The following is a 25,923-nucleotide window of genomic DNA, read 5'->3' as shown; positions in this document are numbered from 1 at the left end:
CAATCAACGTAATCATATTCCAAGAAAATCATTGAATTACAGAACACCAATTGAGATATTTTTGAGCTATGTACAAGAAGCATTTTATTCTAACTTAATTTGACAAATCATAAAATCTAAAAAATAGTTGGCAATATCCTTTTGAGTGACTAAGGAGTCATTATTTTGGTACTGTTGCACATAGAGTCCGCTGATTTTTTGCAGATCCAACTCCCCGCTTTCAAACAACTGGATTCCAGTATTCTCCTCTTTGATCGTGGAACCTTTGATTTTATCCAACTTAACTACCGCTTGATCGTAATACTCAGGATTTTTGGCAAGCATCTATTCTGCACCGGTCTGTTGCCAGTCTTTCAGAATGAAAGGTCCCGTATAGAGCAAGTCTTCACTTGTTTTCCCATATGCCGTCCCTTTTTCTTCAACATAAGACTGTCTTTGAGGCGCTAACCAGCCAATCGACACCACCGATAAAAAAGAAGGTTGCAGCTGTTCCAAATGGACGACAAAGGTCTTTTCATCCGGTGTTTCTAAGCCAATCGTCGCAATGTCTGCTTTCCCTTCGCGAATATCTTGACTGTTGACGACATTGTCTAAAAGATACGCATTAGGCCCCATGGTTTTAGGATCGACCAGTTTCTTCCAAGCATAAGCAAAATCTGCTGCTTGCACTTGCTGCCCATCACTCCATTTGGCTTCTTCCTTTAGTTTAAAGGTATATGTCTTGCCATCTTCACTGATGACTGCTTCCTCCGCCAAACCGGGAACTGGCTGACTCTTTTCATCAAAACGATACGACCCTTCAAAAAGATGCTGGATAACGGTAAACGTAACTTTATCCGTTGTTTGCGTCGTATCTAATGTTGTCAACTCTGCCGGTAAGCTGACTGAAATCTCTTGAACTTCTGGATCTGTCTCCTTTGCGGACGATCCAGTCGTGCTACATCCTGCTAACAAAAAACTTAAAATTCCTACAACAACCAAACCCTTTTTCATTTACTCTCCTCTTTCCTTTTCACTTGCGAGTTGCAAGCTTGATCAAATAAAAAAATTCTCGTCCCTTTGCTGATCATCATTGATCAACAAAAGGACGAAGACTTCGTGTTACCACCCTTTTTCGTGTCATTTTTACAAATAACACCTCATCAGTACGTATGCATACTCGGCAGGATAACGGCTGCGTTCCGTCTAACCAGCGTAAACCAGTTAAAAGACTCTGAGCTCATCTTCACTTAGCGTTCTGTCCCCTTTCTCACCAACTCGGGTTCTCTTTAAACAGTCATCAAAGCTACTCTTCTCATCGATGTCCTATATTCTACTGAATTGATAAAAGTATACTATTCCTCGTTTTTCTAGTCAAACAGTTTTTAGAATTTTCAATCTTTTCAATAATGGCTTCGAGACTTTTTGGAGGGCAAATACTTGCCAGCTTAGTGTTTTTTTTCTAAGATAAAGAAAAGAAACCTTGCTCGAAAGGATGAAATCAATGAAACTTGCTGAAGCATTATTACTACGAAGAGATCTTGAATCCAAACTCACTCTGTTACGAGAAGAGATTGCCAGTAGTGCCGTGATCCAAGAAGGCGATACGTTAGACCGCAGCATCGACGACTTACTGCTGGATTATGAAACAACAAACCAAGAATTTGCCCAGTTGGTCATTGCAATCAATCAGCGAAATGCGGTCGCCAAAATCGGTGAACAAGAAACGATTGCTGCTGCATTAGAGAAACGGGAAGCTTTAAGGCGTTCGCATGCGATGCTAACGGCAACATTGGAAGCAGCCAAGGTTGCTCCACGGATGGGACGTAATGAGATTCGTATGATCCGAACGATCGATACCAAGCAAATCACCGACCGTTTGAATCAAACCGCAAAAGCCTTACGTGAATTAGACGGGCAGATTCAACAAACAAATTGGCTTGTTGATTTATAAAACAGCTGGGTGGGAGTCAAAAGCGAGCACAAAGCAGGTACAGGCTTATATGTACACCAATGGGGTCTGGCAGGGACCAGTTTAATGACTGCTGTTCAGTTACAAGCGTACAACTTATATTTTTCAATTAACGACCACGTGCTGGTTTGACAAGGTGGGTGCCTCTGTTTATCTTTTGTTACTCAAAAGGTAAACAGAGGTTTTTTTTCAACAAGACCTCTTTCAAAAGCAAAAGACCCCCTGATCCGTTTCCAACATAGGAAACCAGATCAAGGAATCTTTGATCGTTTAGCTATATAGGTTGAATTAAATACTTTACATCCGCACGCACAGTCGGTCAATCACCTCAAGGGGACGCTCGTTTACATCAGCTAAGAAACCGCGGACCGACTGTTTGATTTTCTGGACGTGGTCAAGATGACCGATTCCTTGAGCCACTTCCAAACGCCTTCCATTAGGTTCAACTGAGGGCTGTAGGGAGGGAGGAAGATGAGTGCCAGGCGCCTTGCGTTTTCTTCAAAAAATTCTAACATTCCTTCTTTTACTAACAATTCGCGAGTCGAAGCGATCGTACGATGAGTCAAGATATAATGTTTAGATCCTTGTTGTTTCAATTGCGTCAATGTGTCATACACATGATCAAATGTGACAGGTTGACGTGTATCAAGCGTTTCGTATTGATGGAAATCATCTGAGAATTCTCGAAAGTCCAAATGATATTTTTCAGTCAATGCTTTTGAAGATTTTTCTTTCAATAATCGATAAACAGCTTTTGGATCAGCAACTACTTGCCGATCTTCTAAAGCTTTCATCATGCTGTCAAGCATGATCGGATACGTATCGAACAACGTCCCGTCAAAATCCCATATATATGAATCAAACATTATTTTCTCACTATCTTCCTAATTTTTAAATGAATGGATTGGTGCCGGGATCCGCCCGCCTCGTTGGATAAAGTCCGTCGATTTCGCCGAATTCGTCCGCATGACTGGAGCAGTCCCCAGCAAACCGCCGAATTCGACAGAATCGCCGACTTTTTTATCTTTAGCGGGGATGATCCGCACCGCCGTTGTTTTATGATTGATGACACCGATCGCAGCTTCATCAGCGATCATCGCCGCAATCGTCTCCGCTGGTATATCTCCTGGGATCGCGATCATGTCCAGACCCACTGAACAAATGGCGGTCATCGCTTCTAATTTCTCCAGATTCAGATAGCCTTCTTCTACGGCTTTGATCATACCTGCATCTTCAGAAACCGGGATGAATGCGCCTGATAAGCCTCCCACATGGTTGCAGGCCATCACGCCGCCTTTTTTCACAGCATCGTTCAATAAAGCCAGTGCGGCCGTTGTACCGTGTGTGCCGACAGCTTCCAAGCCCATTTCTTCCAAGATCAACGCGACACTATCACCAACTGCCGGAGTAGGAGCTAATGACAGATCCACAATACCAAAGGGTACGTGCAATCGCTCAGAAGCGATTTGACCGACTAATTGTCCCATCCGCGTGATTTTAAATGCCGTCTTCTTAACTGTTTCAGCAACCACATCGAAAGATTCGCCTTTGACCTTTTCCAGAGCGCGTTTTACTACGCCCGGTCCGCTGACACCGACATTGATCTCGCAATCTGCTTCACCGACCCCGTGGAATGCTCCCGCCATGAAAGGATTGTCTTCCACCGCATTCGCAAAGACTACCAACTTCGCACAGCCCATATCTGAAGCTTCGGCGGTTTGTTTGATGGTTTCACCCATCAATTTGACAGCGTCCATATTGATCCCTGCCCGTGTCGAACCAATATTGACAGAAGAACAGACAAATTCTGTTTCTGCCAAGGCTTCCGGAATCGATTGGATCAAGGACAGGTCCGCTCCTTGATAGCCTTTTTCAACTAATGCGCTATACCCGCCGATAAAATTGATCCCCACCGCTTTTGCGGCTTTGTCCAAAACTCGCGCAAAAGCAACACAGTCTTGCCCGCCGCTTGCGGAAGCAACGATTGCGATCGGCGTTACCGAGATCCGCTTGTTGATGATGGGGATCCCAAATTCACTGGCGATCTCGTCACCGACTTTTACAAGATTTTTCGCTTTGCTGGTGATTTTATTATAGATATTTTGACAAGTCTTTTCTGTGCTGGCATCGATACAGTCCAACAATGAAATACCCATTGTGATCGTCCGGATATCAAGATTTTCTTCTTCTACCATCCGGATCGTTTCAAGAATTTGTTTTGTTTCCATCATTTCCCTCCGAATTATAGTTTATGCATCGCATTGAAGATCTCTTCATTTTGAATGCTGATTTTGACGCTCAACGTGTTTTCAACTTGACTCAATGCTTGCTTGATCGCTTCTAAATCAGCCTCTGGTTGCATTTGCAACATCATCATCATGGTAAAATAATCTTCCATGATCGTTTGAGATACATCTAGAATATTGATATTCAATTCTGCCAACTTCTGGCTGACACCGGCAATGATCCCAACCTTGTCCTTCCCGACCACCGTTAAAATAGCTTTCATTATTCTTATTCCTCCAATTCTTTCAATAGTATACCATAATTTATGATAGTTTTATGAAAAATTCTGAAACAAAGGGCTATTTCCTTCAGCCAATATTCGTCTTTAGAGGATCGATTTATTGACGATCTGCAAGTTCTTATCAAAGCGGTAGTGGATCGGCTGCGCATTGGGAATATCAATGGTATCCATTTGGTCTTCCGGTACATCCTCCAAATATTTCACCAGTGCCCGCAGACTGTTGCCATGTCCGGTAATCAAAACATTCTTACCCGAACCCAACAGCGGCGCGATCTCGTCTTGCCATAATGGCGCGACCCGCTGGACCGTCATTTGCAGATTTTCTCCATGAGGAATGTCTTGATCTGCCAATTGTGCGTAACGGCGATCAAAATGGTTTTCTTCTACTAATGGAGGCATTTCATAATAATCTCGACGCCAGCGTTTGACTTGATCTGCCCCGAATTCTCGTGCCATTTCATCCTTATTTTTCCCTACTAAAGCGCCATAATGCCGCTCGTTCAGACGCCAGGTTTTAAATGTCGGTATCCATAACTGATCGCTTTCTTCTAAGATGATCTGGCAAGTCAATGATGCCCGCTTCAATACTGACGTAAATGCAGCGTCAAACTCGATCTGCGCGTTTTTGATTTTTTCCCCTGCCTTACGAGCCTGTTCCTGTCCTTTTTCTGTCAGAGAAACATCCAGCCATCCCGTCCAATAATTTTCAAAATTTGCTTCACTTTCCCCGTGCCGCATCAGTACTACATCCATATGTCTTCCACCTCTCTTCCTTTATTATCCCAGTTTCTTTGAGAAATGTCATTTGCAGTTGACATCTTTTTCATCTTTTTCATAAAATTTTCTTAAAGCTGTACCAATTGATTTTAAAAAATCTAAAGAACTGAGTTTATGCTATCAAGCATCTTTTTTGTAAGCATTAACAAATTGCTCTTTTTTTGCTGTATTTTTTGTATAAATCAGCTATTTGTGGTTCTATTAAACTATGATAATATGTAATTTGCAAATATTCTGAAAAAAATTGAGGAGTTATCATGAGAGACCTAACTATAGGCACCCCAGCAAAGTTGATTTTTTTATTTACCATTCCATTACTCGTGGGGAATATTTTCCAACAGTTCTATAATATAGTAGATATGATCATTGTTGGGCAAACGATCGGTAAAGAGGCATTGGCAGCAGTCGGCGCGACAGGAAGTATCACATTTTTGATCATTGGTTTTGCTCAAGGTTTGACCGCTGGATTATCTATCATCACGGCGCAACGTTTCGGCGCTCAGGATTTTCGCGGTGTAAAGAAAAGTTTTGCTGTTGCTATTATAATTAGTTTCACAGTAACTGCTATTTTGACTGTTTTGAGTTTAGTATTTTTACGTCCGTTATTATTGCTGATGCAGACACCGCCGGATATTATCCAACAAGCACAGGAATTTATCTGCGTGATCTTAGGCGGTATGTTTGCCTCAATGGCGTTCAATCTTCTTTCAAATATGATTCGAGCGCTAGGAGATAGCCGAACACCTTTGTTCCTTTTGATTTTCGTTGTGATCATCAATGTGATTTTGGATTTGGTGTTTATTATCAATTTCCACATGGGGATCGCTGGGGCTGGGTATGCGACAGTTATCGCGCAAATTTCCGCAAGTTTGATGTGTGTCATCTATATCAAACGGAAAATCCCGTTGCTGCAAGTCTCTAAAAGTGATTTCAAAATAGATAAAGACACTATTTTCACTCATTTGAATGCGGGCTTGCCTATGGCTTTCCAATCATCCATCATCGCTATTGGAGCGGTGGTATTGCAGTCTGCTCTAAATAGTTTGGGAACAGATGTCGTAGCGGCTCAAGCTGCCGCGGGAAGGATCGACCAATTTGCCACTCAGCCAATGATGTCTTCGGTTGTGCGGTCTTTATATTTACTAAATAGCTTGCCAATATAACCAGACAGTGCATAGCCAACCATATTAAAATGGCCAATAGCAGTTGCATCACTTCCTGTAATCTTACGCATGAAGGGCTGACATAATTGAGGCAATGCTGCGGAGAAGAAGCCAAGTAATAATCCACCAACGATAATTGCGGCTACATCCGAGAAGTTATGCGCTTTCAAAATCAAAGATAACACACACGCAAAGAACAAACTATGACCAGTCGTAAAAAAGATATTTTTGAAAGGAGTAATCCTAGCAATTACTAAGTTCATGATAAATCCCAAAATCAGCGTACTACTCGTAACAAACGCAAATTCTGTCTGCGCTAATGCTGTCGCTGCTTCAGGAGAAGCACTCCCTTGATAAGAAATCCGGTTTGGAACAACGTATTGAAGTTCTGCAAAGCCCCTGTCATGATCGTGCCACCTGCATTAAAGATCAAAAAGCCAATAATTGTCTTAGAGGTTCCAGTCAAGACTTCTGTTCCAGACTTTTTTTGTGCTAATAAGCCTATCATAGCCACAAGCCCTAATAGTACTGCGGGCGTACTTAAGAAGCTAATAATAAAATCCATTTTCAGCCTTCCTTTCTAACTACTGTTTTTCTAACTCAATAAATGCTTCTTCAAGTTTTATCTTAATTTCATTCTTATCCACAATATTCGCAATGCCAACAATCTTCTGTGGTAAATTTTTTTCTATTAATTCATTCGCTACATCAGGCAAAGTAATGATCATATCTCCTTGAAAACCTGGCACACCATCTAAAGATGAATGTTCTACTTCTAACGGAAAGTTATTTTCTTTAACAACTTCATTGACTTTGATCTTTAGCATCAAACTTGATCCTACTCCTGCACGGCAAGCTACTAAAGCTTTATGACTATTCATGTTTATTCTCTCCTTCTGCTTTTTCAATATAGTTTTTAAATTCTTCTCTAGATGAAACGACTTTGATAAATTTTAGAAAATCTGGATTTCCTAATAAATTTGCCAATTCTGATAGCAATTCAATATGCGCTTGGTTATTCTTGGCGCTTAATGAAAAAAGATATTTAACTGGATCATTGGTGCGATGACCTGAAGTAACTGGGGTCTTCAATCGCATAAATCCAATAGCTACATCTTTTGCTCCACTTTCCACCGTTGCATGAGGTAAAGCAATATTTTCAGTAATAACGATATATGGACCGGTCTCTTCGTAAATCTTCAAAATTGTTTCGACATATTTTTCAGTTACTACATCTGCTTCTAAGAAAGGTTGCAAAGCTTTTCTTATTGCTTCTTCAAAGTTATTTGCCTGAACATCTAGTTGAATATATTCATCTTTGATTACTTTACTTAACACTTATTTCGCCTCTATTTCATTTATTACTTATGCACGTCTATACTATAAGTTACTCTGCCTTACTTGACAATATAAACTGGGTTCACTTTTTTATAGTGAAAAAACAAAAAGCGTGCTCTAATGGGAATTTATTCTTATTTTCTGTGCCAAGAGCGTTTGACCCATAAAAAAATAGCCTTCTCTCAAAAAAACAGTTCGTTTTTTCTTCCCTATAAAAGAAAAAACGAACCAAAATAAGGCTGGGGCAGAAGTGCTTCACTCTGAGAAATAAGCCGAAATTCACGAAAATTATTTTTCAAATTTTTGTGAATTTCGGCTTATTTAAGAAGGAGTTGCTTCTACCCCCGCCGTTTATTCATTTTTAAAGAATGAGACAAAAGTGTTTCTTACTTTTATCCCACGCTCATTTTGATTCTACATAAATTCAAAATAAAAAAACCTTTACCCTATACTTGAAGTTAGGATAAAAGCTTTTTATTTTCGGTCAATCATCACTTCAGAAAACCAATCATCGAAAAATGATCACCCATTCGCAATCAGTTTGATTCACTTAAGGAATCTTTTAAGGAGATTGCTTCTCCGTTACGTTTCCGCGCGCTTAATTCCCCAATCGCTGTGAATAACAGATCACTAGAAGAGTTCAAAGCTGTTTCTACCGAATCTTGGATCACACCGATAATAAATCCTATCCCTACAACTTGCATTGCAATCTCATTCGAAATACCAAACAAGCTGCAAGCCAAAGGAATCAATAGCAACGAACCTCCCGCAACGCCTGAAGCTCCACAAGCAGCAATGGCTGCCAACAGACTAAGGATCAATTTTGAAGCAAAGGACGCTTCGATCCCTAATGTTTGTACCGTCGTCAATGTCATCACGGTAATCGTTACAGCAGCGCCCCCATATTGATGGTCGCTCCAACGTAATCGAGATCGCATAGGATTCCTTTGTTAATTTCAATCGTTCGGCTAACATCATATTGATAGGAATGTTGGCTGCTGAACTACGTGTAAAGAAGGCGGGAACCGCACTTTCTTTTAAGCAAAAGAAAATCAATGGATAGGGATTTTCTTTGATAAATAAGAAAGTCAGAAGCGGATAAACAACTAAAGCGACAAATAACATGGTTCCTACTAATACCAGAACTAGTTGAAGATATTCTGCTAAGCCAGACAACCCTGTCGTTGAGATCGATTGATAAACTAATCCTAGGATACCGATCGGTGCAAACGCAATGATCAGCTGCACTACGTATGACAAGGCTACAGAAACTTGATCCACGACTTCTTTAGTTGTTTCCGTATGACTACGCAAAGCCAGCCCTAACAAGACGGCCCAGAACAAAACGCCTAAATAATTTGATTCAATGATTGCTTGGATCGGGTTTTGTGTCACGTTAGTCAACATCGTAGATAAGACACTGCCGATATTTTGTGGCGCCTTTTCAGAGACCTGTTCTTGCAAAGTGATTGGGATCGTAAAAATCGAACTAACGACTACTGCAACTAACGCAGAGAGGAACGTTCCACCTAAGTATAAAAATAAAATAGGTTTGACATAGGTTTCATTCCCAACTTTATGTTTTGCAATCGAAGCTGCCGTCAGAAAAAATACCAAGAGAGGAGCAATGGCTTTTAAGCAACTGACAAATACAGTCCCCAATATGGTGATAAACGTCCATGAGGGTAAAAAAATACCAACTATAATACCAACTATGATACCGCAACTAATTCGTTGAACTAAAGACATATCCAAAAACTTATCTAACAAATAATCACCCCTATATAGTTTAACCATCATTTTAACATCTCTAAAATAGAAATAAAAGATAAACTTTCTAAAAATTCAAACTATTAAAGAGGATCGGACAGAAGCGTTTAAATCCGAGAAATAAGAAGGAGTTGCTTCTGCTCCCACCGTTTATTCTTTTTTAAAGAATGAGTCAAAAGTGTTTCTTACTTTTGTCCCACGTTCGTGGGGAAAAAATTAACGAAATGATGATTTATTGATTTGAAATAAAGAATAGGTTAGATTCTAGGCGGAATTCATCAGTAGTCTTGTTCTTGTAGACTTTCAATAAATCCATTTTTTGAATGATTTTTTCTGTTACTGAAACACTACGGGTACAAAGGGCATTTTTAATTTTGTGTTATTTCATTATTACTCATCTCTCATTACAACAACATTGTACTGTCAAAAAAATCCTCATTTATGATACGGAGCTGGGTATCATGAGTGAATGATATTTATAAATCACTGGATATTGAAGTATATTCTGTTTTCTCAACTTATTTAGTCAGATTTTTTAATGAAGATTTTTTGAGTAAAATTTCTATAATTCCTACTTATTGAAAAGTAGTTTGTAGTGCTGCTTCTACCTCTCTCATCTGTTCTACAAATTCCAAATAACTTGACGCAGCTTGCGGAATGAAAAAATGATATGTGAATATTTCTCCTCCTAGCCCGCTTAATATGCCTATTTTTTTATACCCATGATTTGCAGGAAGGGGATCGGAAGTAGGTTGCAGAAAGCCGCCTTTCATAATCTGTAGGAAACCGGACATCAAAACGGATTATTTTACTTGTCACATTTGTATTTTCTTGTGATGAAGTGCCAAATACATTATTTACTTGAGTGACATTCTCATTGTCCTGTCTGATATTGCTTCGTATAAAAGTACCAGATCCACGTCTCGTATATAACAAACCTTCATCAATAAGGAGTTGTATAGCTTTGCGGATAGTAACACAGCTTGTTTTAAACTCTCTAGCCAGACTTTCTTGCTCAGGTAATTTAGAACCTTCCTGATATTTTCCCTCAACGATCCTCTCTTTTAGAGCCAAGGCTATTTCTTTATATTTTGGCATATTTTCCCCTCATTTCATTGATCCTACAAAAAAATTAGTATATATACAAATTTTTGTAAAGTATATATACTAATAAATACAAAAATATTTTTATTGTTGGATACAGAAATCTATTTTTAACTGGGGATATCTTTGCCAGCTAATATCTTTGAGACTACACCTATCTTCATCTAAATGGATCAATTACTCGCTTTTTCCATTGACCTTCGTGGTACTTCTGCTTTCTGATAGTAAAAAACATTACTGAATGATCTTACTATATAACATACAGCGGAGATCTACTTCTTTATTAAGGATCTTCATGACGATATCTTTTTCTTTTTTCCGTTCGAAACCGCGTCGTTCATAAAATTGATACGTACAGCCGCTATCCGTGAACAGAAATACTTCTTTTCCTTGCTCTCGGCGTTCAAATTCTTTTAATAATTTACTACCGATCCCCTTGATCTTTAAATCAGGGTTGGCAGCTAAAAAGACAATTTCTCCATCTGGGGAATGTTTTTTTAAATAGTCTGAAAGCAATTCTTCATTGGTGTCGTCATACCCGCCTTTGCTGTCTTTCACAAATGCATTTTGTAAGAAATCAAATAGTTTAACATATAACTTTTAACTAAATGAATGATGCTTTTTTGATTTTCCTTTGATGTCTGCTAATAAAACACCTGCCAGCTCATCATCCGCATATAAAGCAATGATTTGTGTCGCGCGATTCAATTCTAGATACCAAAAGTATCTTCCATAAAGATTCAAAAGGAGTTTGTTCTTGGTATACCAATCAAAGTGCATACCTTTAATCGCGAATTGAATGGCTTTTTTGTAGTCTTTCTTTTCCAGTTGCTTAAAGGCTAATTCCATCACTTATTCTCCTATTCTTTAAATATTGATATGCTATACTTATATTATAATAGACAAGGTGTCGGTTATCTATGTTCAGATAGCGGTGAAATTGTCGGATAACCGACACAATTCCTTGATTATGTTGATTAGGAGGCTGCAAAATGAAAAAAGAGGATCGCCGCGTCAAAAAAACAGAAAAAGCGTTAGCAGAAGCATTATCAAAATTATTAGTAGATAAAAAAATTCAAAACATCACCATCCGTGAACTGACCGAAACTGCTGATCTTCACCGTTCGACATTTTATACACATTATACGGATATCTATGATCTTTATGAAAAACTGGAAAATAGCTTTTTCCAAGACTTGGATGAAATCATTTCCTACGATACGACACATAGCTACGAGGATCTATACGCTCATTTGATCGACTATGTCTATACGAATACGTTCGTATACAAGTTATTCGTCATCAACCACGGAGATATCCAATTTCAAAAGAGATTAAATAATCTGATCGAAGAAAATTATTTAAAAATCTGGCTACAAGAAGACAAAAAAACCGTGATCACAGAAGAAATGCGTTACTTCACCATCTACCATATCCAAGGGTGCCTCTCCGTTTTAAATCATTGGGTAGAAAGCAATTTTGCATACTCTAAGAAAAAAATGCTGACCTTCTTGCGCTTATTGAACGACAACATAGAACCTATCATGCCTTAAAAACAAACGAAAAAGGAAGCGTCGGGACGCTTCCTTTAAACAAAAATCCAATAAAATGATCTTGTGTATTTCCAATTATTTAGTAATGTCTCCGCTATCCTCAGATAACTTCGGTATTTTTCGAATGCCCAAAATAGTTAATAAAGCACCCAGCACCGCAAAACCAGTACCGAAAATCAGCATCTCCCATACACCGAAATGCTGCAGCAGACTGCCGCCCAAGACATTTCCTATCACCCCACCAAGAGTTGTGGCGATGATGATCATCGTTTGTCCAAATACACGATCATCATCCGCCAGAAATTGATTGAACAAATAAGCCGAAGCTGGAATAAACAAAGCGAAACTGAAGGCTTGTAGGAGATGCGTCATTTCCATCATCAGGATCGAACTGGCCAGTAGCATCATGAATCCTCTGACAGCAAATGAAATACTGGCAACAGACAGCCAAAATTTGCTGGATTTCTTTTTTGACAAGCTGTTCAAAAAAGATCATTCCCGGTAATTCGCATAAAGCGGCGATCATCAATGCGATGCCAACTTCTTTACTGCCACCGTGGATATTTTCAAAGATCTGTGCCAAAAAGCTGTTGATCATGGTGTGGAAAGTAAAAAGAAAACTGAAACCTAAAAACAACAAAATCAGGAAAGGATATTTTTTTCTCAAAGAAACTGAGCGATCCTGTTCTTTTGTCATAGGAAAAACTTCTTGATTTTTTACATCCGGCAGCAGATGCAAAATAACGAAAAATATCACTGCTTCAACTATAACCAAGATCGGCAAAATCGCGGCAGAATAAATCGCTAACAGCTGTCCCAGTAAAAAAGAAGTTACAACATAAGAAAATGAACCACCAGCTCTTGAAAAGCCAAAGTTGATCCTGTAGCCGGTATTTGAATACTCAAATGCCAGCGCATTGAGAAATGATTGCATAGAAACTACTAAAATCCCACCCAAGATATAAGTAATGATCGGCAAATTCGGAATCAATACCCCAGCTAAGAGAATCACTCCTAATCCTGCTATCATCGTCTTCAGCACGGTGATCAGTGGGATCTTTCTTTTCTTGATGATCACTTGACTGATAAAAGGCTGAAGCACCGTTGAAACAATATTGACCAATGCTAAGATCCCTCCGATTTTAGCTGGATCAATCTTGAAATAAATCAAAAACAATGTCGCAAACCCATAGACAGAACAAAACATCATCCAATAGAGAAATTGCAAACTTGTATAATAAAAACGAATCATTTTTCCGCTTGTTTGATCGCGCATACATCTCCCACCTTATTGGTTTTTCTTTAGCAATTTACTATAGCATACTTGTAGGGGTTTTACTATTTTTAAAAGTGGTGAAGAACTATGGAAATTAGGGTAGATTACAATATGCGTTGATCAATTAAAACATCTGTTAATAAAGACGGAAAAAAGATCATAGAAGCATCGTACTTTTTTAGCATACTAGCTTGGTCATTTTTTTCTGGAATTGAAGAAAATATATATATTCTAAAAACTATCCATCATCTCTTAGATTACGAGCTTTTTTTGCTGCAAAGGAAGTTAAAAAAAGCAGGGATCGAGTAATCGATTCCTGCTATATCTTGTACCAATATATTTCTTTCCAAAACTTAATATACATTGTATACTTCAATCAATATGATTCATTAAAACAAGTTTCATTATTCGTGATAAAGAAATCATAATTTCGGTAGTAGAATCATTCATTATCTTTTTTTACAACTGCTCTTTTTTCTTCCGAACTTTGATCTAAAGTAATTTTGGAATGGATATCAAGTTCTTGAAAGACATCCATCATTTCAGTTTGATCTTTATCAAAAATCATTGAAAAAGAATTATTCTTGCTTTTGTAAAATGAAATAAATGATTTATCGTCACCTAGTTTTTCTACTTGGACTTGAGGATATCGATTAAAGTTACCGTTCAATACTCCAAATCTAACAACAGAATCTTTTGCTAGACCCTCCTTCAAAAAACCATTGATCAAAATGACAGAAGCAAAAGCAACCAGTTTAATCTGATCAGTAAGATGTTCCGGCCAGAAAATCAACAGGATGGCGACTGTCAGTAAAATACTCAAACTCTTCCTTACAGGACTACTCTGAGCAAACACGATAATTTTCTTTTGATCGATTATTTGCAAAATAATCAGCAGTCCTAAAAAAACTGTGATCATAAGTGCTTCTGCCATCTTTCATCATCCTTTATTTTCATTTATCACCACTCAGCGATCGTACCGTCATAATTTTTCCATTGCGGATTGGTCCAAATCAAACCTTCTTGTGCAATTTCTTTGATTTTGTCTTCATCCATTTCCAAGCCCAGACCTGGTTTTGAAGGTAGATCTACGTAGCCGTCTTTATATTGGAAAACTTCTTTGTTCTTCACAAAATCTAACAGATCAAAACCTTTGTTATAGTGGATCCCTAAGCTTTGTTCTTGGATAAAGACGTTTGGCGTACATGAGTCTACTTGCAGAGTTGCTGCTAGTGCAACAGGACCATATGGCGCATGAGGCGCAACAGCCATGTCGTAAGCTTCCGCCATCGCTGCGATTTTACGGGTTTCCAAGATTCCCCCACAAAGAGCCACATCTGGTTGGATAATATCAACAGTACCTTGTTTAAAGAGGTTCTTGAATTGCCAACGAGTGTACAAGCGTTCACCAGTAGCTAATGGTACAGCCACAGAATCAGCTACTTCTTTAAAGTGTTCTTCATTTTCAGGTAAAACGACTTCTTCCAAAAACATTGGATGGAATGGCTCCAAAGCTTTTGCTAGCACTTTTGCCATCGGTTTATGGACCCGTCCATGAAAATCAACACCAATATCCATTGCATCACCAAAACGTTCGCGAATAGATGCAACTCGTTCCACCACTTCATCAACTTTTTGGTAGGAATCGATATAATGCAGCTCTTCTGTCGCGTTCATCTTGACGGCCGTAAAGCCCCGATCAAACCGATCTTGTGCTTGTTCTGCAACTTCACTTGGTCGATCTCCACCAATCCAAGAATAAACCTTGATTTTATCACGTGCTGCACCGCCCAATAATTCATAAACCGGAACATTAAACGCTTTTCCTTTGATATCCCACAGAGCCATTTCTAAACCCGAAACGATGGTTCCATTAATAGGACCGCCTCGGAAGAAAGATCGATGCATTTCTTGGAAGAGGCGCTCGATTTCAAACGGATTACGTCCAATCAGCCGGTTTCCTATCTCATAAGCTCCAGCAACAACCGTTTCTGTTTTAGTTCCTGAGATCATTTCTCCCCAGCCTTCGATTCCTTCGTCAGTCGAGATCTTAACAAAAATCCATCTTGGTTTTACTTTATACACTGTGACATCTGAAATTTTCAATTTAAACCCTCCTACTATTGTGCCTTCAATGGTTCATCCATTTCATGATTAACTTTTTTGATACCATCGAAGTAATACCATGCGCCCGCAAAGGCTAATAACAACACTGGAATACCGATGATTGGTTTGTAAGCAAATGCGATAAATACCAAATAACTTTGGATCATGGAAGTCGCAGCAAATGATGAGATTAACATTGAAGAAGTTCCTAAGTTAATACCAACCGATTTGGCAATTGCTGTCAGCATTGGCGCAGTAGCTGACCCACACCATAGCAATGAAGCTGTCACAACTAAGCCAATAATGATATTTTTTAATAAATTACCACGAGTCAAGGCAACGACCATTGCCACGCGGAAAGGAACAACCGCTAAATCTGCGAATGGTAACACACGGTTTCCTGGCAATACTAAAGCTAATGCAATCGTTAGTGGAATAATGATCAATGCTGTTGTGATAACATCTGGATTACCTACAACAACTGCAGCATCCAATCCGATAAATAAACGTGTACCTTTGAATTTTTTTTGTGACCATTTTTGTGCAGCATCTGAAATTGGCATCAATCCTTCCATAAATAATGAAGTCATCTTAGGAATCAAAACCAAAACAGCTGACATGCTGACACCTAATTGTAAAACCGCTTTGATATCATAGCCGGCTAAAACACCAATCACCATCCCGATAACTAACCCCATGATCATAGAATCACCAAAAAATCCCAAATATTTTTGTGCATCTTTGATGGTGAATTTTGATTTTCTGAATAACGGGATACGATCCAGCAGCCAATTTAACGGCCAAGCAATAACCAGTGATGAGAGCGCAGAAACAGTTGGTAAAGAAACACCAGGGATTCCGAAGAAACTTTCTACCATCGGTTGCGACCAGTCTGAAATCTTAAAAGTCGCAATTGCCATCACTACTGATGCACCTACACCTAAGAAGACATTCTTAGTCACAAAATACACCATAACACCAACGATTGCCATATGGTGATAGTTCCAGATATCAACATCCAGCGTATGTGTACGTTTCAAAATCAGCAAAACGATATTGACCAATAGAATGGCAAAAATCAAGATTGGAATGATTGGCGATGCCCAAGTAACAGCCGCAATCGAACCCCACCCAACATCCAAAGCATCTAGTTTAACACCAGTTCGATCAACCATCGCCTTGGCAGCTGGTCCAACATTGGTCGTCATAAAGTCCAATATCAACTTGATCCCGGCAAAACCGATACCTAATGTCAAACCTGATTTAAAAGCACGAGAAATCTTTAACCCAAAAATCAAACCAATAATCGTGATGATGACTGGCAACATAACTGTTGGTCCAGCGTCAATAAAGAAGTTAAAGACGTTCATAATGATTTTCATTTTTTCAGCTCCTTTGATCAGCTATTATTTCAGTAAGTTCAAAATCTCTTCCATTGTTTGATCGGCACCGATACCTGTTAAAATCGGCATCCCTTTGATTACTGGTACACCACCTGTTTGACCATCAAATTGACCAGTCGTCACCAATAGATCATAGTCTTGAACTTTTCCTGGAACTTCCATCAATTTTGTTTGAGTCGTTGAAACATCAATGCCATGTTGTTGCAAATACTCTCTAACTTTTGTTGCTACTACTGTTGAAGTGGCGATACCATTTCCGCATGCTACTAAAATTCGTTTCATTATGATTTCCTCCTTATATTAAAAAACCGCTTTCTTTAATAGTTCTAATAATTCAGTATCATTGCCTGCTCTGATCATTTCTTGCCGCAGTGGCTCATCTTGTATGATTCCAACAATTTTTTGTAACATTTCAACTTGCCCATGTGGTTCCCCAATCGCCATCATGATCACAATTTGGATTGGTAACTGCTCATTGTTATTTTCCATATTATGAAATAGGACCGGATCTTTAAGAGTCGCAATTGCTAAAGTTGTTTTATTGACCATTTCATAGTTTGCATGGGGAATTGCGATTCCTGGTGGTGTTGATGGTAATCCAGTAGGGTATTCTTTTTCCCGTTCTTGGATTGCTTGAATATATTCCTCCTTCACGTAGTTTTTTTTGTACATCTCGCTTGCCAAAAACGCTAAGACTTCACTATCTGTTTTTGCTTGAACATTTCGAAAAACGAGTTCCTCATTCAAATAAAGTTCCAAAGGCCTCACTCCTATTTAATAACCTCAATTAATTCTTTCATCGAACGTGCTAAGTTTTTAACATTTAGCTCTTCGATGTCTTGTTTGTTGAACATACCGGAACCAAGACCTAAATAGCTAGCACCTTGTTCAAAAAACTCTTTCGCATTCTCCTTACTGATTCCACCAACCCCCATTAGTGGTAACTTACCTAAAGGTGCTTGAATATCCTTGAAAAAACGCGGAGTAACAACCGCTGCAGGAAATACTTTTACAATATCAGCTCCTTCTTTAAACATACGGTCGACTTCTGAAGGAGTCATTGCGGCAGGTACCGCCAATAATCCTTTCTTATTGGCGTAAGACAACATTTCTTTTGTGAACATATGTGGTCCTAATAAAAATTTTGCACCAGCCTCATAGCAGGCTTGGGCTTGTTCTAATGTCCTTACCGTCCCAGCGCCGATATAAGTCGTGTCACCATAACGTTGATTTAGTTCATGTATATTTTCAAGAGCTCCTTTTGTGTTCATTGTCATCTCTACGGCAAATTGATGGTCAAATTCCTGCATTGCTTGTAAAATAGCATCTGCCTGATCAAAAGTATAACCACGCATGATCACTGTCAATTTAGGATAATCTGCTAGTCTCATGTTTTCCTCCTTAAGATCTTTGTCTTAATAGTTGATAAACTGTCTTTTCGTCATCAGCAATCAATAACTGCTCAATCAATGAATCATCTTTGGCGATATCAGCGATTTGATTGATGGCTCGCAGATGCTTCGTTAAATCAAAAAATGAAAGCGGCAAAATCAAGCTGACATCTTCACCATTAGGAAATCGTATCGGCTTTTTACAAACTAAAATGCTGACACCGTCACTGATTACACCTTTATCGACCGTTGTATGGGGAATGCAAGTCTTCATTCCCAAGTAACCTGCATATCCCGGTTGTCTGATTTGATCCAAGCAATCAGCGATAAAACGCGAGTCAATGATTTGATGTTCCAATAACGGTCGGCAAGCCACCTCCACTGCTCGTTCCCAAGACATCTCTTCTTCAACGATTTGTACATAACTCGGCCGCAAGTAATAAGTCAATGAAGGCAATACCTTGAAGTTGTCCAGCGGCGTGCTTCCATCTTCCTTGATCAAAAAGTACTGCAGTTCTTCTCGCAACGAAACTGGATTGGTGATATTTGCATATTTCCTAATGATTGTTAACAATTCATCCATTGCTCGATCAACCTTAGTAATTCCTAAATCACTCAAAACTCGATATCGTAAACTGATTTGTTGCTGATATGTCATGATTGGCTCGATCATAAACTGCAGCATAGAACTTTTTAGTGGCGTCGTAGTAAAGACCAGATCATAATCAGCTTCAAATTTGTAGAAATCACGCACAGATAGGGAAGCTAAAAAATGGATCTCTGGAAAAAGTTTTTCCATATTGGCTCGTACTAACTTTGAGACCATGACACCATTAGTACAAACAACTACAGCCCTTTGTCGTTGCTTATTCAATTTATTATGATTACTTAATTGATAGCCAAAGTAATAGGATAAAAGATCTAATTCATCATTTGGAAAGGCCTTATTTAGCCAATTCTCAATAGGAATAATCAATTCTTTCATCAAATCAATCAAAATCGCATGATTACTATCCTTGATCAGACTATCTATTGAATAAACTCCTAAACTCAAGTTATAGCGTATTCGAAAACAGGCTGGACGCAGATGACTCAGTATCCTACGTTCAAAGTCTTCTCGGTCATCGATCAAAATCAACGTTTGATTTTGGAAATTTTCAACCATTTGGCTGATCAATTTTCGCAATTCTTGATCCGAATCATAATTTTGAGTAGTTTTGCTCTCAAAAATATTGGAAGTTAAAAATAATAACGTGAACCACTCCATATAACTTTTGGATAGACTCCAACCTGTTTCATGTACCAAGATCATCAGCATTCGGAATTCAGGAGTATCCGTCACATCATCGGGAAAAAACGCGTGCTTATCTGACATCTTGATCCCACGGCTTACTAAAAATCTCGCTGATGTCTGCAAATAGTCTACCGACTCATCAGAATAACTAAGATGCAACATTTGTTCCATGTTATGGATCAAATGGACGATTTCTTCTTCAGAAACATCTTGTGCCAATTTTCTGCGAATCATTTCTCGGCGAAAAATCGGATACCGTTTTACTAGATCCGATAACAGCTGTAAGATACGGTGTTCCGAACCAACCAATTGGTAACCATTCATCCGATTATATCGAATTGTCAGACTATAATTTCTGATGAACGGTTCCGTTCGTTTGATATCTTCCATAACAGTCGTCTTACTAACATCAACCGCATCTACCAAATGATCTAGACTGATGTAATCGATATTAGCGATCAGAGTCATCACTATCAATGCTTGTCTTTCACTATCAGTGAGAACGACAAGTTCCTGATCATCACCTATGTCGTAATCAGGCTGTGATATCATTTGGATAACCTCGATTGGTACCGTAATATTTCCAGAATGACTTCTCTGAATTAACGGAATGTTCTTTGTTTTCAATTCTTCATTAAATTGATTGATCGCGTAATTGATTTGACGACGTGTCAAATCAAGTTCACTTGTTAAAGTGGAAAGTTTCATTTCAGGGTTTTTAATAATCAGTTTGAGTATTTCACGAATTCGTTTATTCATTTTGACTATCCTCCTGACAAAATCATTATATACTTGTTCACATACGTTTCCGGAAAGCTTTCATCACGTTTTTTGTCACACTTGGTTTAATGTTTTGTCACACTAACAGCTATTTTTAAAATGAACGCTGTTATATCAAATGTAACATGGTATGACAATTATTTTAGGGCTAATGTGAATATTGGATGCTTTAGTAAATAAACACGGGACGTTGCTTCTTCAACACATTAAAGTATCTATTCCGTAACTAAATCAAGTCAGTCTAATTGAAAAAGAATAATATTAAACTGCTAAAAACAATGCTTTTGGGAGCGTCAATAATTTTGTGTAAATGGTTCTTCCCTACTGTAGATTGTTTCCAATTCTCCATCGGTTGACTCAGCATTTGTTCGAGCTCGCCTTCGGCCTGTTGGAAACCTTTATGACTGCGACCTAGGAATTTTTGGTTGTAAGTATCAAAAGACGAGACTAAGAAACGTTCCATCGACTCTTCATTTTGGAACTGTTCCTTGCGGTGGCTGTATTTCTTGATTTGCTTATTAAAGGATTCAATCAAGTTCGTAGAGTAAATAGTCTTGCGTATGGCTAATGGGAAATCATAGAAAGTGAGCAGGTAATCGTTCGAAAGGATCGATTCCACCATTTTTGGATAACTGGTTTTCCATTTTTCCGCAAAAGCACCACGTGCTTCCAATGCCGCCTTTTTAGATGACGCTTGATACACCATTTTAAAATCATCACAGACTTCCTTACGATCATCGACACGCACTTTGTGACTGATATTACGGGAAACGTGCACACAGCAATGTTGAAAACGGGCTTTGGGGTAGAACCGCTGCACGGCCCCTGCCATCCCCTTTAAGCCATCCGTGATGAAAAGGAGGACGTTTTTCACGCCACGTTCCTGGAGGTCTATTAAAATCTCTTCCCAAATCGTGATAGATTCAGTTGGTGCAATCGCATAGCTCAACACTTCCTTTGAACCGTCCGGGCGAATGCCAACTGCGATATGAATGGCTTCCTTGGCGACGGTTTTCCGCTTTAAAGGGATATAGGTTGCGTCCATATAAATAGCGGCATAACGGTCATGAAGCTCACGTTCCTTAAATGAAGTGACTTCTTCCGTAAATGATTTAGTCATATTGGACATGGTTTGGGGCGTGTAGTGATGCCCATACATTTTCTCAATCAAGTCTGCGATTTCCGACATGGTAATACCTTTTCGGAAGAGGTGAATGACGGTCTCCTCTAAGGTATCATTCGTCCGTCTATAAGCAGGAACAGTCTGTTGCTTGAACTCGCCGTTGCGGTCGCGCGGAATCTGGAGATGAAGTTCCCCGTACTCGGTCTTGACCGTACGGTCATAGGAGCCGTTACGAGAATTACCCGTGTTAAAACCAATGCGATCGTACTTTTCGTAATCGAGGAAAGCCGTTAACTCCGTTTTGAGAAGCGTATTGACAGCTTTTTCCAAATGGACACGGAATAATTCATTCAAATCGCCTTTTTACTGATAAAACGATAAAATGATAGTGGTTCGTTTGTTGCATACTCATTTAATAGATGTTGAATTAAAATATAGTTCTTCGAATAATTACTTTTTGATTTAACATCTGCTTCACCACTTACTAGAATACTAGCAAATTCTTCATTCCCCTCGTCCCACATTACTCGAGACATAATCAGAATTTTATCTGGTTTAACCTCACCTGTTAAGTCATCTTGTTCCCATAACGCAGGTTCAATTTGGCTTTTCAAGAATAAAGCTTCCTTTTCACAACTATTTTCTAATTTAGCATAGATAGCTCTCAAAAATAAAAATAGCGTAGTTATCCTTTGCTGTCCATCAATGATTTCTTGCTCGTTATGATCATTTTCATAAGCCACAATGCTTCCCAAAAAGTAAGTACTCTCGTTATTGTTTGCTGTGTACTCCGCTAAATCATCAAACAGTACTTGGATTTGCTCGTCAGTCCAAGCATAGGGACGTTGATATTCTGGAATAACAAATTTTTTGATCTTCCCAGTTTCAAGAAACTGCTTCACGCTTTGTTTGTTCACTTCAATTGTGGTTGACATATTTTAAACTTCCGAGACAACACTGTTTATAAAAATAAATCTATTTCCTTTATTCTAACATAGCTGATATGACAGAGTTCAGACAATTTAGTATGTAACAAATTTTTCAGCGCTTTCTTAAAAGCAAACAATACAACTTCTCCTTTATTTTTGAGAGAAATTGTATTGCTTAATCCTTATTTATACAAGTTATTTCGTCCGTAATAACTTGTATAAATCTCTAGCAACTAATGTATATACTAGATCAAAGTACCTATCATCATGCCCAAACATTTTCTCAAAAGCTGCATTGTTTTTCTCATACTGCTCCATCACCTTATCTTTAAATACATCAGGGAACAGCGATTTTTCAAACATCTGAGCATCGTTATTCTTAGCCATGCTGACAACCTTCAAATCTGGGTTATCTGCAAATGACCGATACAAAATCTCTACTAATACTCGATCTCCTTCATCAAAATCATTAGGAAATCGTTCATTGATTTTATGAATGATTTCTTCTAGTGAGTCTCGTTCATCCGGCGGTTTGATTCCTGCATCAATTGTCTTTGGATTTACTAGCTCGCCTTCTTTATTCACTAGATGAATTTCACCGGAAAAATCCTGACGTAACTTATAATATTCCAACTTTACTTTATCAGAAATATCAATATTCTCTCGTGTTTCTTTAGGTAGAAACTTCAGCAAGTATCCAGTAAAAATCCGCTCCTCCAATAATTCCATATCGAATAACCGATCAAGTTGTGAAATATAATCATACCACTTGCTAAAGTTACGTAGAGTCACCCGAAACTGGTACTGATTATCCTTATTCATTTCCTCATAGCGATCCATAATCGGCTTAAACATGCTAGAAATTCGTCCAAGCAAGCGCTCATTCTGTTGCTTTTGGGCTTGTTTCACCAATTTCATGACACGTTCAATATCACCTTGATTGTAAACATTAAATTTTCGTAGCTTGCTTTGAGTATCATAAATCAAGTTAACATTGATTTCTTCTCTCAAATTTGTTTGTTCATAAAAGGGTTGGAAAGCAGCTTCAATATCTTCAACATCATTTACAAAATCAAGAATAAAGGTATCCTTCTTCCCAGGCATTGTTCGATTGAGTCGTGATAAAGTCTGAACAGCTTTAACACCCTTTAACTTCTTATCGACAAACATGGTATGCAGCAACGGTTCATCAAAACCCGTTTGATATTTTTCAGCAACAATCAAGATATTAAAATTATCTGTATGGAAAGCTTCCTTTAATTGATTCTCCCGAACATTCTCACCAGATTTTGTGACATTCATCTTCGTTTCTGTATATTCAGTCTCTCCATCTACTACCAAACCAGAAAAAGCAACCAACACATTCAAATCATTATAACCTTTGTTCGCTATATATTTTTTAAATTCTTTCATATAGCGAACAGCGTGTAAGCGTGATGCGGTAACGACCATTGCTTTTGCCTGCCCACCAATAGCTGTACGAGTAACCGCTCGGAATTGCTCAACCATCACAGCCGTCTTTTGAGCAACTGCCCAAGGATGCAATGATTGGAAACGAACAATCGCTCGGGTTGCTTCACTCTTTGGTAATTCTGGGTTATCTTCAATTTCACGGGCAATTTTGTAGGAAGTACTATAGGTCATATAGTTCTTCAGCACATCTAAGATAAAGCCTTCCTCAATCGCCTGGCGCATCGAGTAAACATGAAAGGGTTCGAAATGCCCATCTGGTTGTTTCGTACCAAACATTTCCAATGTCTTTTCTTTCGGTGTAGCGGTAAAAGCAAAGAAACTTAAATTTTGATGTTTACCTTGTGCTGCCAATTGTTGAACTAGTTCATCTTCAGCATCTGGTAATACATCGTCAACTTCGCCTTCCAGTTCATAATACTCTTCCAAGGATTTAGATTTGTCCGAAAGAGCGGCTTTTAGCTTCTGGGCACTGTTCCCAGTTTGTGAAGAATGTGCCTCATCCACAATCACAGCAAAATTACGACCTTCCACTTGATCTACTTCCTGATAGATCACTGGGAACTTTTGCAAAGTGGTAATAATGATCTTACGCCCATCATTAATGGCTTCTTTTAAATCTTGAGAGGATTTGCGATCGTCAATCGTTTCTACCAAACCTGTCTGATGATCAAAGTTCATGATAGTATTTTGCAACTGGCGATCCAATACTGTTCGATCAGTCACAATAATAATTGATGAAAAAATTGGGTAGTTCAGTTGATCATGAATAGAGGCTAAATGGTATGCCAGCCATGCAATACTATTAGATTTTCCAGAACCAGCACTATGCTGGATCAAATAATTTTCTCCACTACCATGGCTTTTTACATCTGCAACCAATTTTCGAACCACATCTAACTGATGATAACGAGGAAAAATCAACGTTTTCTTTGTGACTTCTCTGTCGCCTTGCTTTTCTTTTTTAATCTCTAGATTCATAAAACGTTGGATAATATCCATCAAATTGTCTCTAGTAAGCACCTTTTCCCACAAGTAGGCAGTTGGGTAGCCATCTTTATTGGACGGATTGCCTGCTCCACCAACTCTTCCCGGCCCATTGGAACCTTGATTGAATGGCAAGAAGTACGTTTTTTTACCGTCCAACTTTGTCGTCATATAAACATCTGTATGGTCCACCGCAAAATAGACTAAGAAGCGGCGATTAAAACGAAATACCAATTCTTTTGGATCATGATCTTTTTGAAACTGGAGTTTGGCATTTTCTACTGTTTGACCAGTGTACTGGTTTTTCAATTCTAAAGCAACGAGCGGAATACCATTTAACGACAAAACCATATCAATGGTTTTATGGTTATTAGGACTGTAAGCAAACTGGCGAGTACAGGTAAAACTATTTGCTTCATACTTTTCCATCCTTTCATCATTCAGCTCTGAAGCAGGTTTGAAGTAAGCTACTTTAAAGCGCACACCGCGGTCTTTGATCCCATTGCGCAATACATGTAACATGCCGTGGGTTTCTACCTCTTGATTAAAGCGTTGAAGGAACTTGACTTCTCCATCATTGTTATAGTTTCGTTGGTGACGTACCCACTGTTTTGGTTGAGTCTTCTGGACAAAGCCTAGCAATTTTTGACAATCCAAACCAATTATGGGATCAAAGTTTGATTCATTGAATGTTTCTTTCTTCCATTTGCCATACGTAGTCAGTGAAGTCTCAATATCCTGCTCAAAACGAATTTCTTTGTTCTCTACCAAATGAATCACCTCCTAGGCTTCTTTTTTACCTGTTACGTATTCGTAGATGAGAGCTTTTTTATAACTCTCAAGTTCCATCAATTCAGCTATCTTATTATCAATCATTTGATTTATTATAATTCTTTTTTTATCCCGCGAATTGTAAAATTAAGTTAGAAAAATAAAAAGGCATTTATGGTACACTCAAATTGTATTTCCGACGAAAGAAAA

19 protein-coding genes and 7 pseudogenes are annotated in these 25,923 nt (G+C 38.6%); 4 read left to right on the top strand and 22 right to left on the bottom strand.

Going from position 1 to position 25,923, the window contains the following annotated elements; translation table 11 throughout:
• Positions 1-103: pseudogene (locus KQI94_RS10825) on the top strand (IS30 family transposase); the annotation flags it as partial.
• 8 nt (positions 104-111) lie between these two features.
• On the opposite strand, the pseudogene KQI94_RS10820 reads toward KQI94_RS10825, so the two are convergent.
• Positions 112-993 (bottom strand): annotated as a pseudogene (locus tag KQI94_RS10820) (ABC transporter substrate-binding protein); the annotation flags it as partial.
• 490 nt (positions 994-1,483) lie between these two features.
• Here KQI94_RS10820 and KQI94_RS10815 point away from each other — a divergent pair.
• Positions 1,484-1,933, top strand: coding sequence for a DIP1984 family protein (locus KQI94_RS10815; protein ID WP_002331389.1), 450 nt, complete (start codon positions 1,484-1,486; stop codon positions 1,931-1,933).
• A 371-nt stretch (positions 1,934-2,304) separates the two neighbouring features.
• Here the strand turns inward: KQI94_RS10815 and KQI94_RS10805 are convergent, their stop codons facing one another.
• The 4 genes from KQI94_RS10805 to KQI94_RS10790 form a co-directional block, all read right to left on the bottom strand.
• A complete protein-coding gene (locus KQI94_RS10805; RefSeq protein ID WP_231419988.1) occupies positions 2,305-2,781 on the bottom strand; it encodes a transposase in 477 nt (158 codons plus the stop codon).
• 54 nt (positions 2,782-2,835) lie between these two features.
• Complete coding sequence (locus KQI94_RS10800) at positions 2,836-4,179, bottom strand: PFL family protein (protein ID WP_002384854.1); 1,344 nt, start codon at positions 4,177-4,179, stop codon at positions 2,836-2,838.
• Between the two features lie 14 nt (positions 4,180-4,193).
• Positions 4,194-4,460, bottom strand: a complete 267-nt coding sequence (locus KQI94_RS10795) for an ACT domain-containing protein (protein ID WP_002355434.1) — start codon at positions 4,458-4,460, stop codon at positions 4,194-4,196.
• Positions 4,461-4,562: 102 nt separating this feature from the next.
• The gene (locus tag KQI94_RS10790; protein WP_002334632.1) at positions 4,563-5,231 is read right to left on the bottom strand and encodes a 2,3-diphosphoglycerate-dependent phosphoglycerate mutase; all 669 of its coding nucleotides are present in this window, start codon (positions 5,229-5,231) and stop codon (positions 4,563-4,565) included.
• A gap of 281 nt (positions 5,232-5,512) precedes the next feature.
• On the opposite strand from KQI94_RS10790, the pseudogene KQI94_RS10785 reads away from it, so the two are divergent.
• Positions 5,513-6,373 (top strand): annotated as a pseudogene (locus KQI94_RS10785) (MATE family efflux transporter); the annotation flags it as partial.
• On the opposite strand, the pseudogene KQI94_RS10780 reads toward KQI94_RS10785, so the two are convergent.
• From KQI94_RS10780 to KQI94_RS16805, 6 genes and pseudogenes are all read right to left on the bottom strand, one after another.
• Positions 6,373-6,983 (bottom strand): annotated as a pseudogene (locus KQI94_RS10780) (PTS transporter subunit IIC); the annotation flags it as partial. The pseudogenes KQI94_RS10785 and KQI94_RS10780 overlap by 1 nt on opposite strands.
• Positions 6,984-7,002: 19 nt before the next feature.
• A complete protein-coding gene (locus KQI94_RS10775) occupies positions 7,003-7,299 on the bottom strand; it encodes a PTS sugar transporter subunit IIB (RefSeq protein ID WP_002307675.1) in 297 nt (98 codons plus the stop codon).
• Positions 7,292-7,756 (bottom strand): PTS sugar transporter subunit IIA, encoded by a 465-nt coding sequence (locus KQI94_RS10770; RefSeq protein ID WP_002355429.1) that lies wholly within the window; start codon positions 7,754-7,756, stop codon positions 7,292-7,294. The genes KQI94_RS10775 and KQI94_RS10770 overlap by 8 nt, the downstream gene beginning before the upstream one ends.
• A gap of 536 nt (positions 7,757-8,292) precedes the next feature.
• Positions 8,293-9,556: pseudogene (gene sstT, locus KQI94_RS10765) on the bottom strand (serine/threonine transporter SstT).
• A gap of 684 nt (positions 9,557-10,240) precedes the next feature.
• Entirely contained in the window at positions 10,241-10,624 is a 384-nt protein-coding gene (locus KQI94_RS10760; RefSeq protein WP_002364876.1) for a GntR family transcriptional regulator, read from the bottom strand.
• A 240-nt stretch (positions 10,625-10,864) separates the two neighbouring features.
• A pseudogene (locus KQI94_RS16805) lies at positions 10,865-11,479 on the bottom strand (GNAT family N-acetyltransferase).
• A gap of 143 nt (positions 11,480-11,622) precedes the next feature.
• Here KQI94_RS16805 and KQI94_RS10750 point away from each other — a divergent pair.
• Entirely contained in the window at positions 11,623-12,183 is a 561-nt protein-coding gene (locus KQI94_RS10750; protein ID WP_002364878.1) for a TetR-like C-terminal domain-containing protein, read from the top strand.
• Between the two features lie 75 nt (positions 12,184-12,258).
• On the opposite strand, the pseudogene KQI94_RS10745 reads toward KQI94_RS10750, so the two are convergent.
• The 11 genes and pseudogenes from KQI94_RS10745 to KQI94_RS10695 form a co-directional block, all read right to left on the bottom strand.
• Positions 12,259-13,459, bottom strand: a pseudogene (locus KQI94_RS10745) (MFS transporter).
• A 442-nt stretch (positions 13,460-13,901) separates the two neighbouring features.
• The gene (locus tag KQI94_RS10740; protein ID WP_002331206.1) at positions 13,902-14,393 is read right to left on the bottom strand and encodes a hypothetical protein; all 492 of its coding nucleotides are present in this window, start codon (positions 14,391-14,393) and stop codon (positions 13,902-13,904) included.
• A gap of 26 nt (positions 14,394-14,419) precedes the next feature.
• Complete coding sequence (gene dgoD, locus KQI94_RS10735) at positions 14,420-15,565, bottom strand: galactonate dehydratase (RefSeq protein WP_002331205.1); 1,146 nt, start codon at positions 15,563-15,565, stop codon at positions 14,420-14,422.
• Positions 15,566-15,579: 14 nt separating this feature from the next.
• The gene (locus KQI94_RS10730) at positions 15,580-16,947 is read right to left on the bottom strand and encodes a PTS transporter subunit IIC (RefSeq protein ID WP_002386123.1); all 1,368 of its coding nucleotides are present in this window, start codon (positions 16,945-16,947) and stop codon (positions 15,580-15,582) included.
• Between the two features lie 24 nt (positions 16,948-16,971).
• On the bottom strand, positions 16,972-17,250 hold the full coding sequence (locus KQI94_RS10725) for a PTS sugar transporter subunit IIB (RefSeq protein ID WP_002331203.1): 279 nt from the start codon (positions 17,248-17,250) through the stop codon (positions 16,972-16,974).
• A gap of 18 nt (positions 17,251-17,268) precedes the next feature.
• Positions 17,269-17,727 (bottom strand): PTS sugar transporter subunit IIA, encoded by a 459-nt coding sequence (locus KQI94_RS10720; protein WP_002326530.1) that lies wholly within the window; start codon positions 17,725-17,727, stop codon positions 17,269-17,271.
• 11 nt (positions 17,728-17,738) lie between these two features.
• The gene (locus KQI94_RS10715; RefSeq protein ID WP_002331202.1) at positions 17,739-18,359 is read right to left on the bottom strand and encodes a bifunctional 4-hydroxy-2-oxoglutarate aldolase/2-dehydro-3-deoxy-phosphogluconate aldolase; all 621 of its coding nucleotides are present in this window, start codon (positions 18,357-18,359) and stop codon (positions 17,739-17,741) included.
• A 10-nt stretch (positions 18,360-18,369) separates the two neighbouring features.
• Positions 18,370-20,412, bottom strand: a complete 2,043-nt coding sequence (locus tag KQI94_RS10710; RefSeq protein WP_002331201.1) for a PTS sugar transporter subunit IIA — start codon at positions 20,410-20,412, stop codon at positions 18,370-18,372.
• Positions 20,413-20,674: 262 nt separating this feature from the next.
• On the bottom strand, positions 20,675-21,910 hold the full coding sequence (locus KQI94_RS10705; protein ID WP_002364885.1) for an IS256 family transposase: 1,236 nt from the start codon (positions 21,908-21,910) through the stop codon (positions 20,675-20,677).
• Complete coding sequence (locus tag KQI94_RS10700; RefSeq protein ID WP_002367943.1) at positions 21,907-22,491, bottom strand: DUF262 domain-containing protein; 585 nt, start codon at positions 22,489-22,491, stop codon at positions 21,907-21,909. The genes KQI94_RS10705 and KQI94_RS10700 overlap by 4 nt, the downstream gene beginning before the upstream one ends.
• Before the next feature lie 189 nt (positions 22,492-22,680).
• Positions 22,681-25,713, bottom strand: a complete 3,033-nt coding sequence (locus KQI94_RS10695; RefSeq protein WP_002364887.1) for a type I restriction endonuclease — start codon at positions 25,711-25,713, stop codon at positions 22,681-22,683.
• Positions 25,714-25,923: the final 210 nt, after the last annotated feature.

The organism is Enterococcus sp. S183_ASV_20 (assembly GCF_018919685.1).
Taxonomy (GTDB): Bacteria; Bacillota; Bacilli; order Lactobacillales; family Enterococcaceae; genus Enterococcus; species Enterococcus faecalis.
The sequence above is the reverse complement of the archived record's forward strand: the minus strand, read 5'-3'. Positions and strand labels throughout refer to the sequence as shown.

What these genes read in the sequence shown, in the direction of transcription:
- KQI94_RS10815 (WP_002331389.1), top strand. Translation starts at nt 1,484, where the DNA reads ATGAAACTTGCTGAAGCATTATTACTACGAAGAGATCTTGAATCCAAA.
- KQI94_RS10800 (WP_002384854.1), bottom strand. Translation starts at nt 4,179, where the DNA reads ATGGAAACAAAACAAATTCTTGAAACGATCCGGATGGTAGAAGAAGAA.
- KQI94_RS10795 (WP_002355434.1), bottom strand. Translation starts at nt 4,460, where the DNA reads ATGAAAGCTATTTTAACGGTGGTCGGGAAGGACAAGGTTGGGATCATT.
- KQI94_RS10790 (WP_002334632.1), bottom strand. Translation starts at nt 5,231, where the DNA reads ATGGATGTAGTACTGATGCGGCACGGGGAAAGTGAAGCAAATTTTGAA.
- KQI94_RS10775 (WP_002307675.1), bottom strand. Translation starts at nt 7,299, where the DNA reads ATGAATAGTCATAAAGCTTTAGTAGCTTGCCGTGCAGGAGTAGGATCA.
- KQI94_RS10760 (WP_002364876.1), bottom strand. Translation starts at nt 10,624, where the DNA reads ATGCCAAAATATAAAGAAATAGCCTTGGCTCTAAAAGAGAGGATCGTT.
- KQI94_RS10750 (WP_002364878.1), top strand. Translation starts at nt 11,623, where the DNA reads ATGAAAAAAGAGGATCGCCGCGTCAAAAAAACAGAAAAAGCGTTAGCA.
- KQI94_RS10740 (WP_002331206.1), bottom strand. Translation starts at nt 14,393, where the DNA reads ATGGCAGAAGCACTTATGATCACAGTTTTTTTAGGACTGCTGATTATT.
- KQI94_RS10730 (WP_002386123.1), bottom strand. Translation starts at nt 16,947, where the DNA reads ATGAAAATCATTATGAACGTCTTTAACTTCTTTATTGACGCTGGACCA.
- KQI94_RS10725 (WP_002331203.1), bottom strand. Translation starts at nt 17,250, where the DNA reads ATGAAACGAATTTTAGTAGCATGCGGAAATGGTATCGCCACTTCAACA.
- KQI94_RS10715 (WP_002331202.1), bottom strand. Translation starts at nt 18,359, where the DNA reads ATGAGACTAGCAGATTATCCTAAATTGACAGTGATCATGCGTGGTTAT.
- KQI94_RS10710 (WP_002331201.1), bottom strand. Translation starts at nt 20,412, where the DNA reads ATGAATAAACGAATTCGTGAAATACTCAAACTGATTATTAAAAACCCT.
- KQI94_RS10700 (WP_002367943.1), bottom strand. Translation starts at nt 22,491, where the DNA reads ATGTCAACCACAATTGAAGTGAACAAACAAAGCGTGAAGCAGTTTCTT.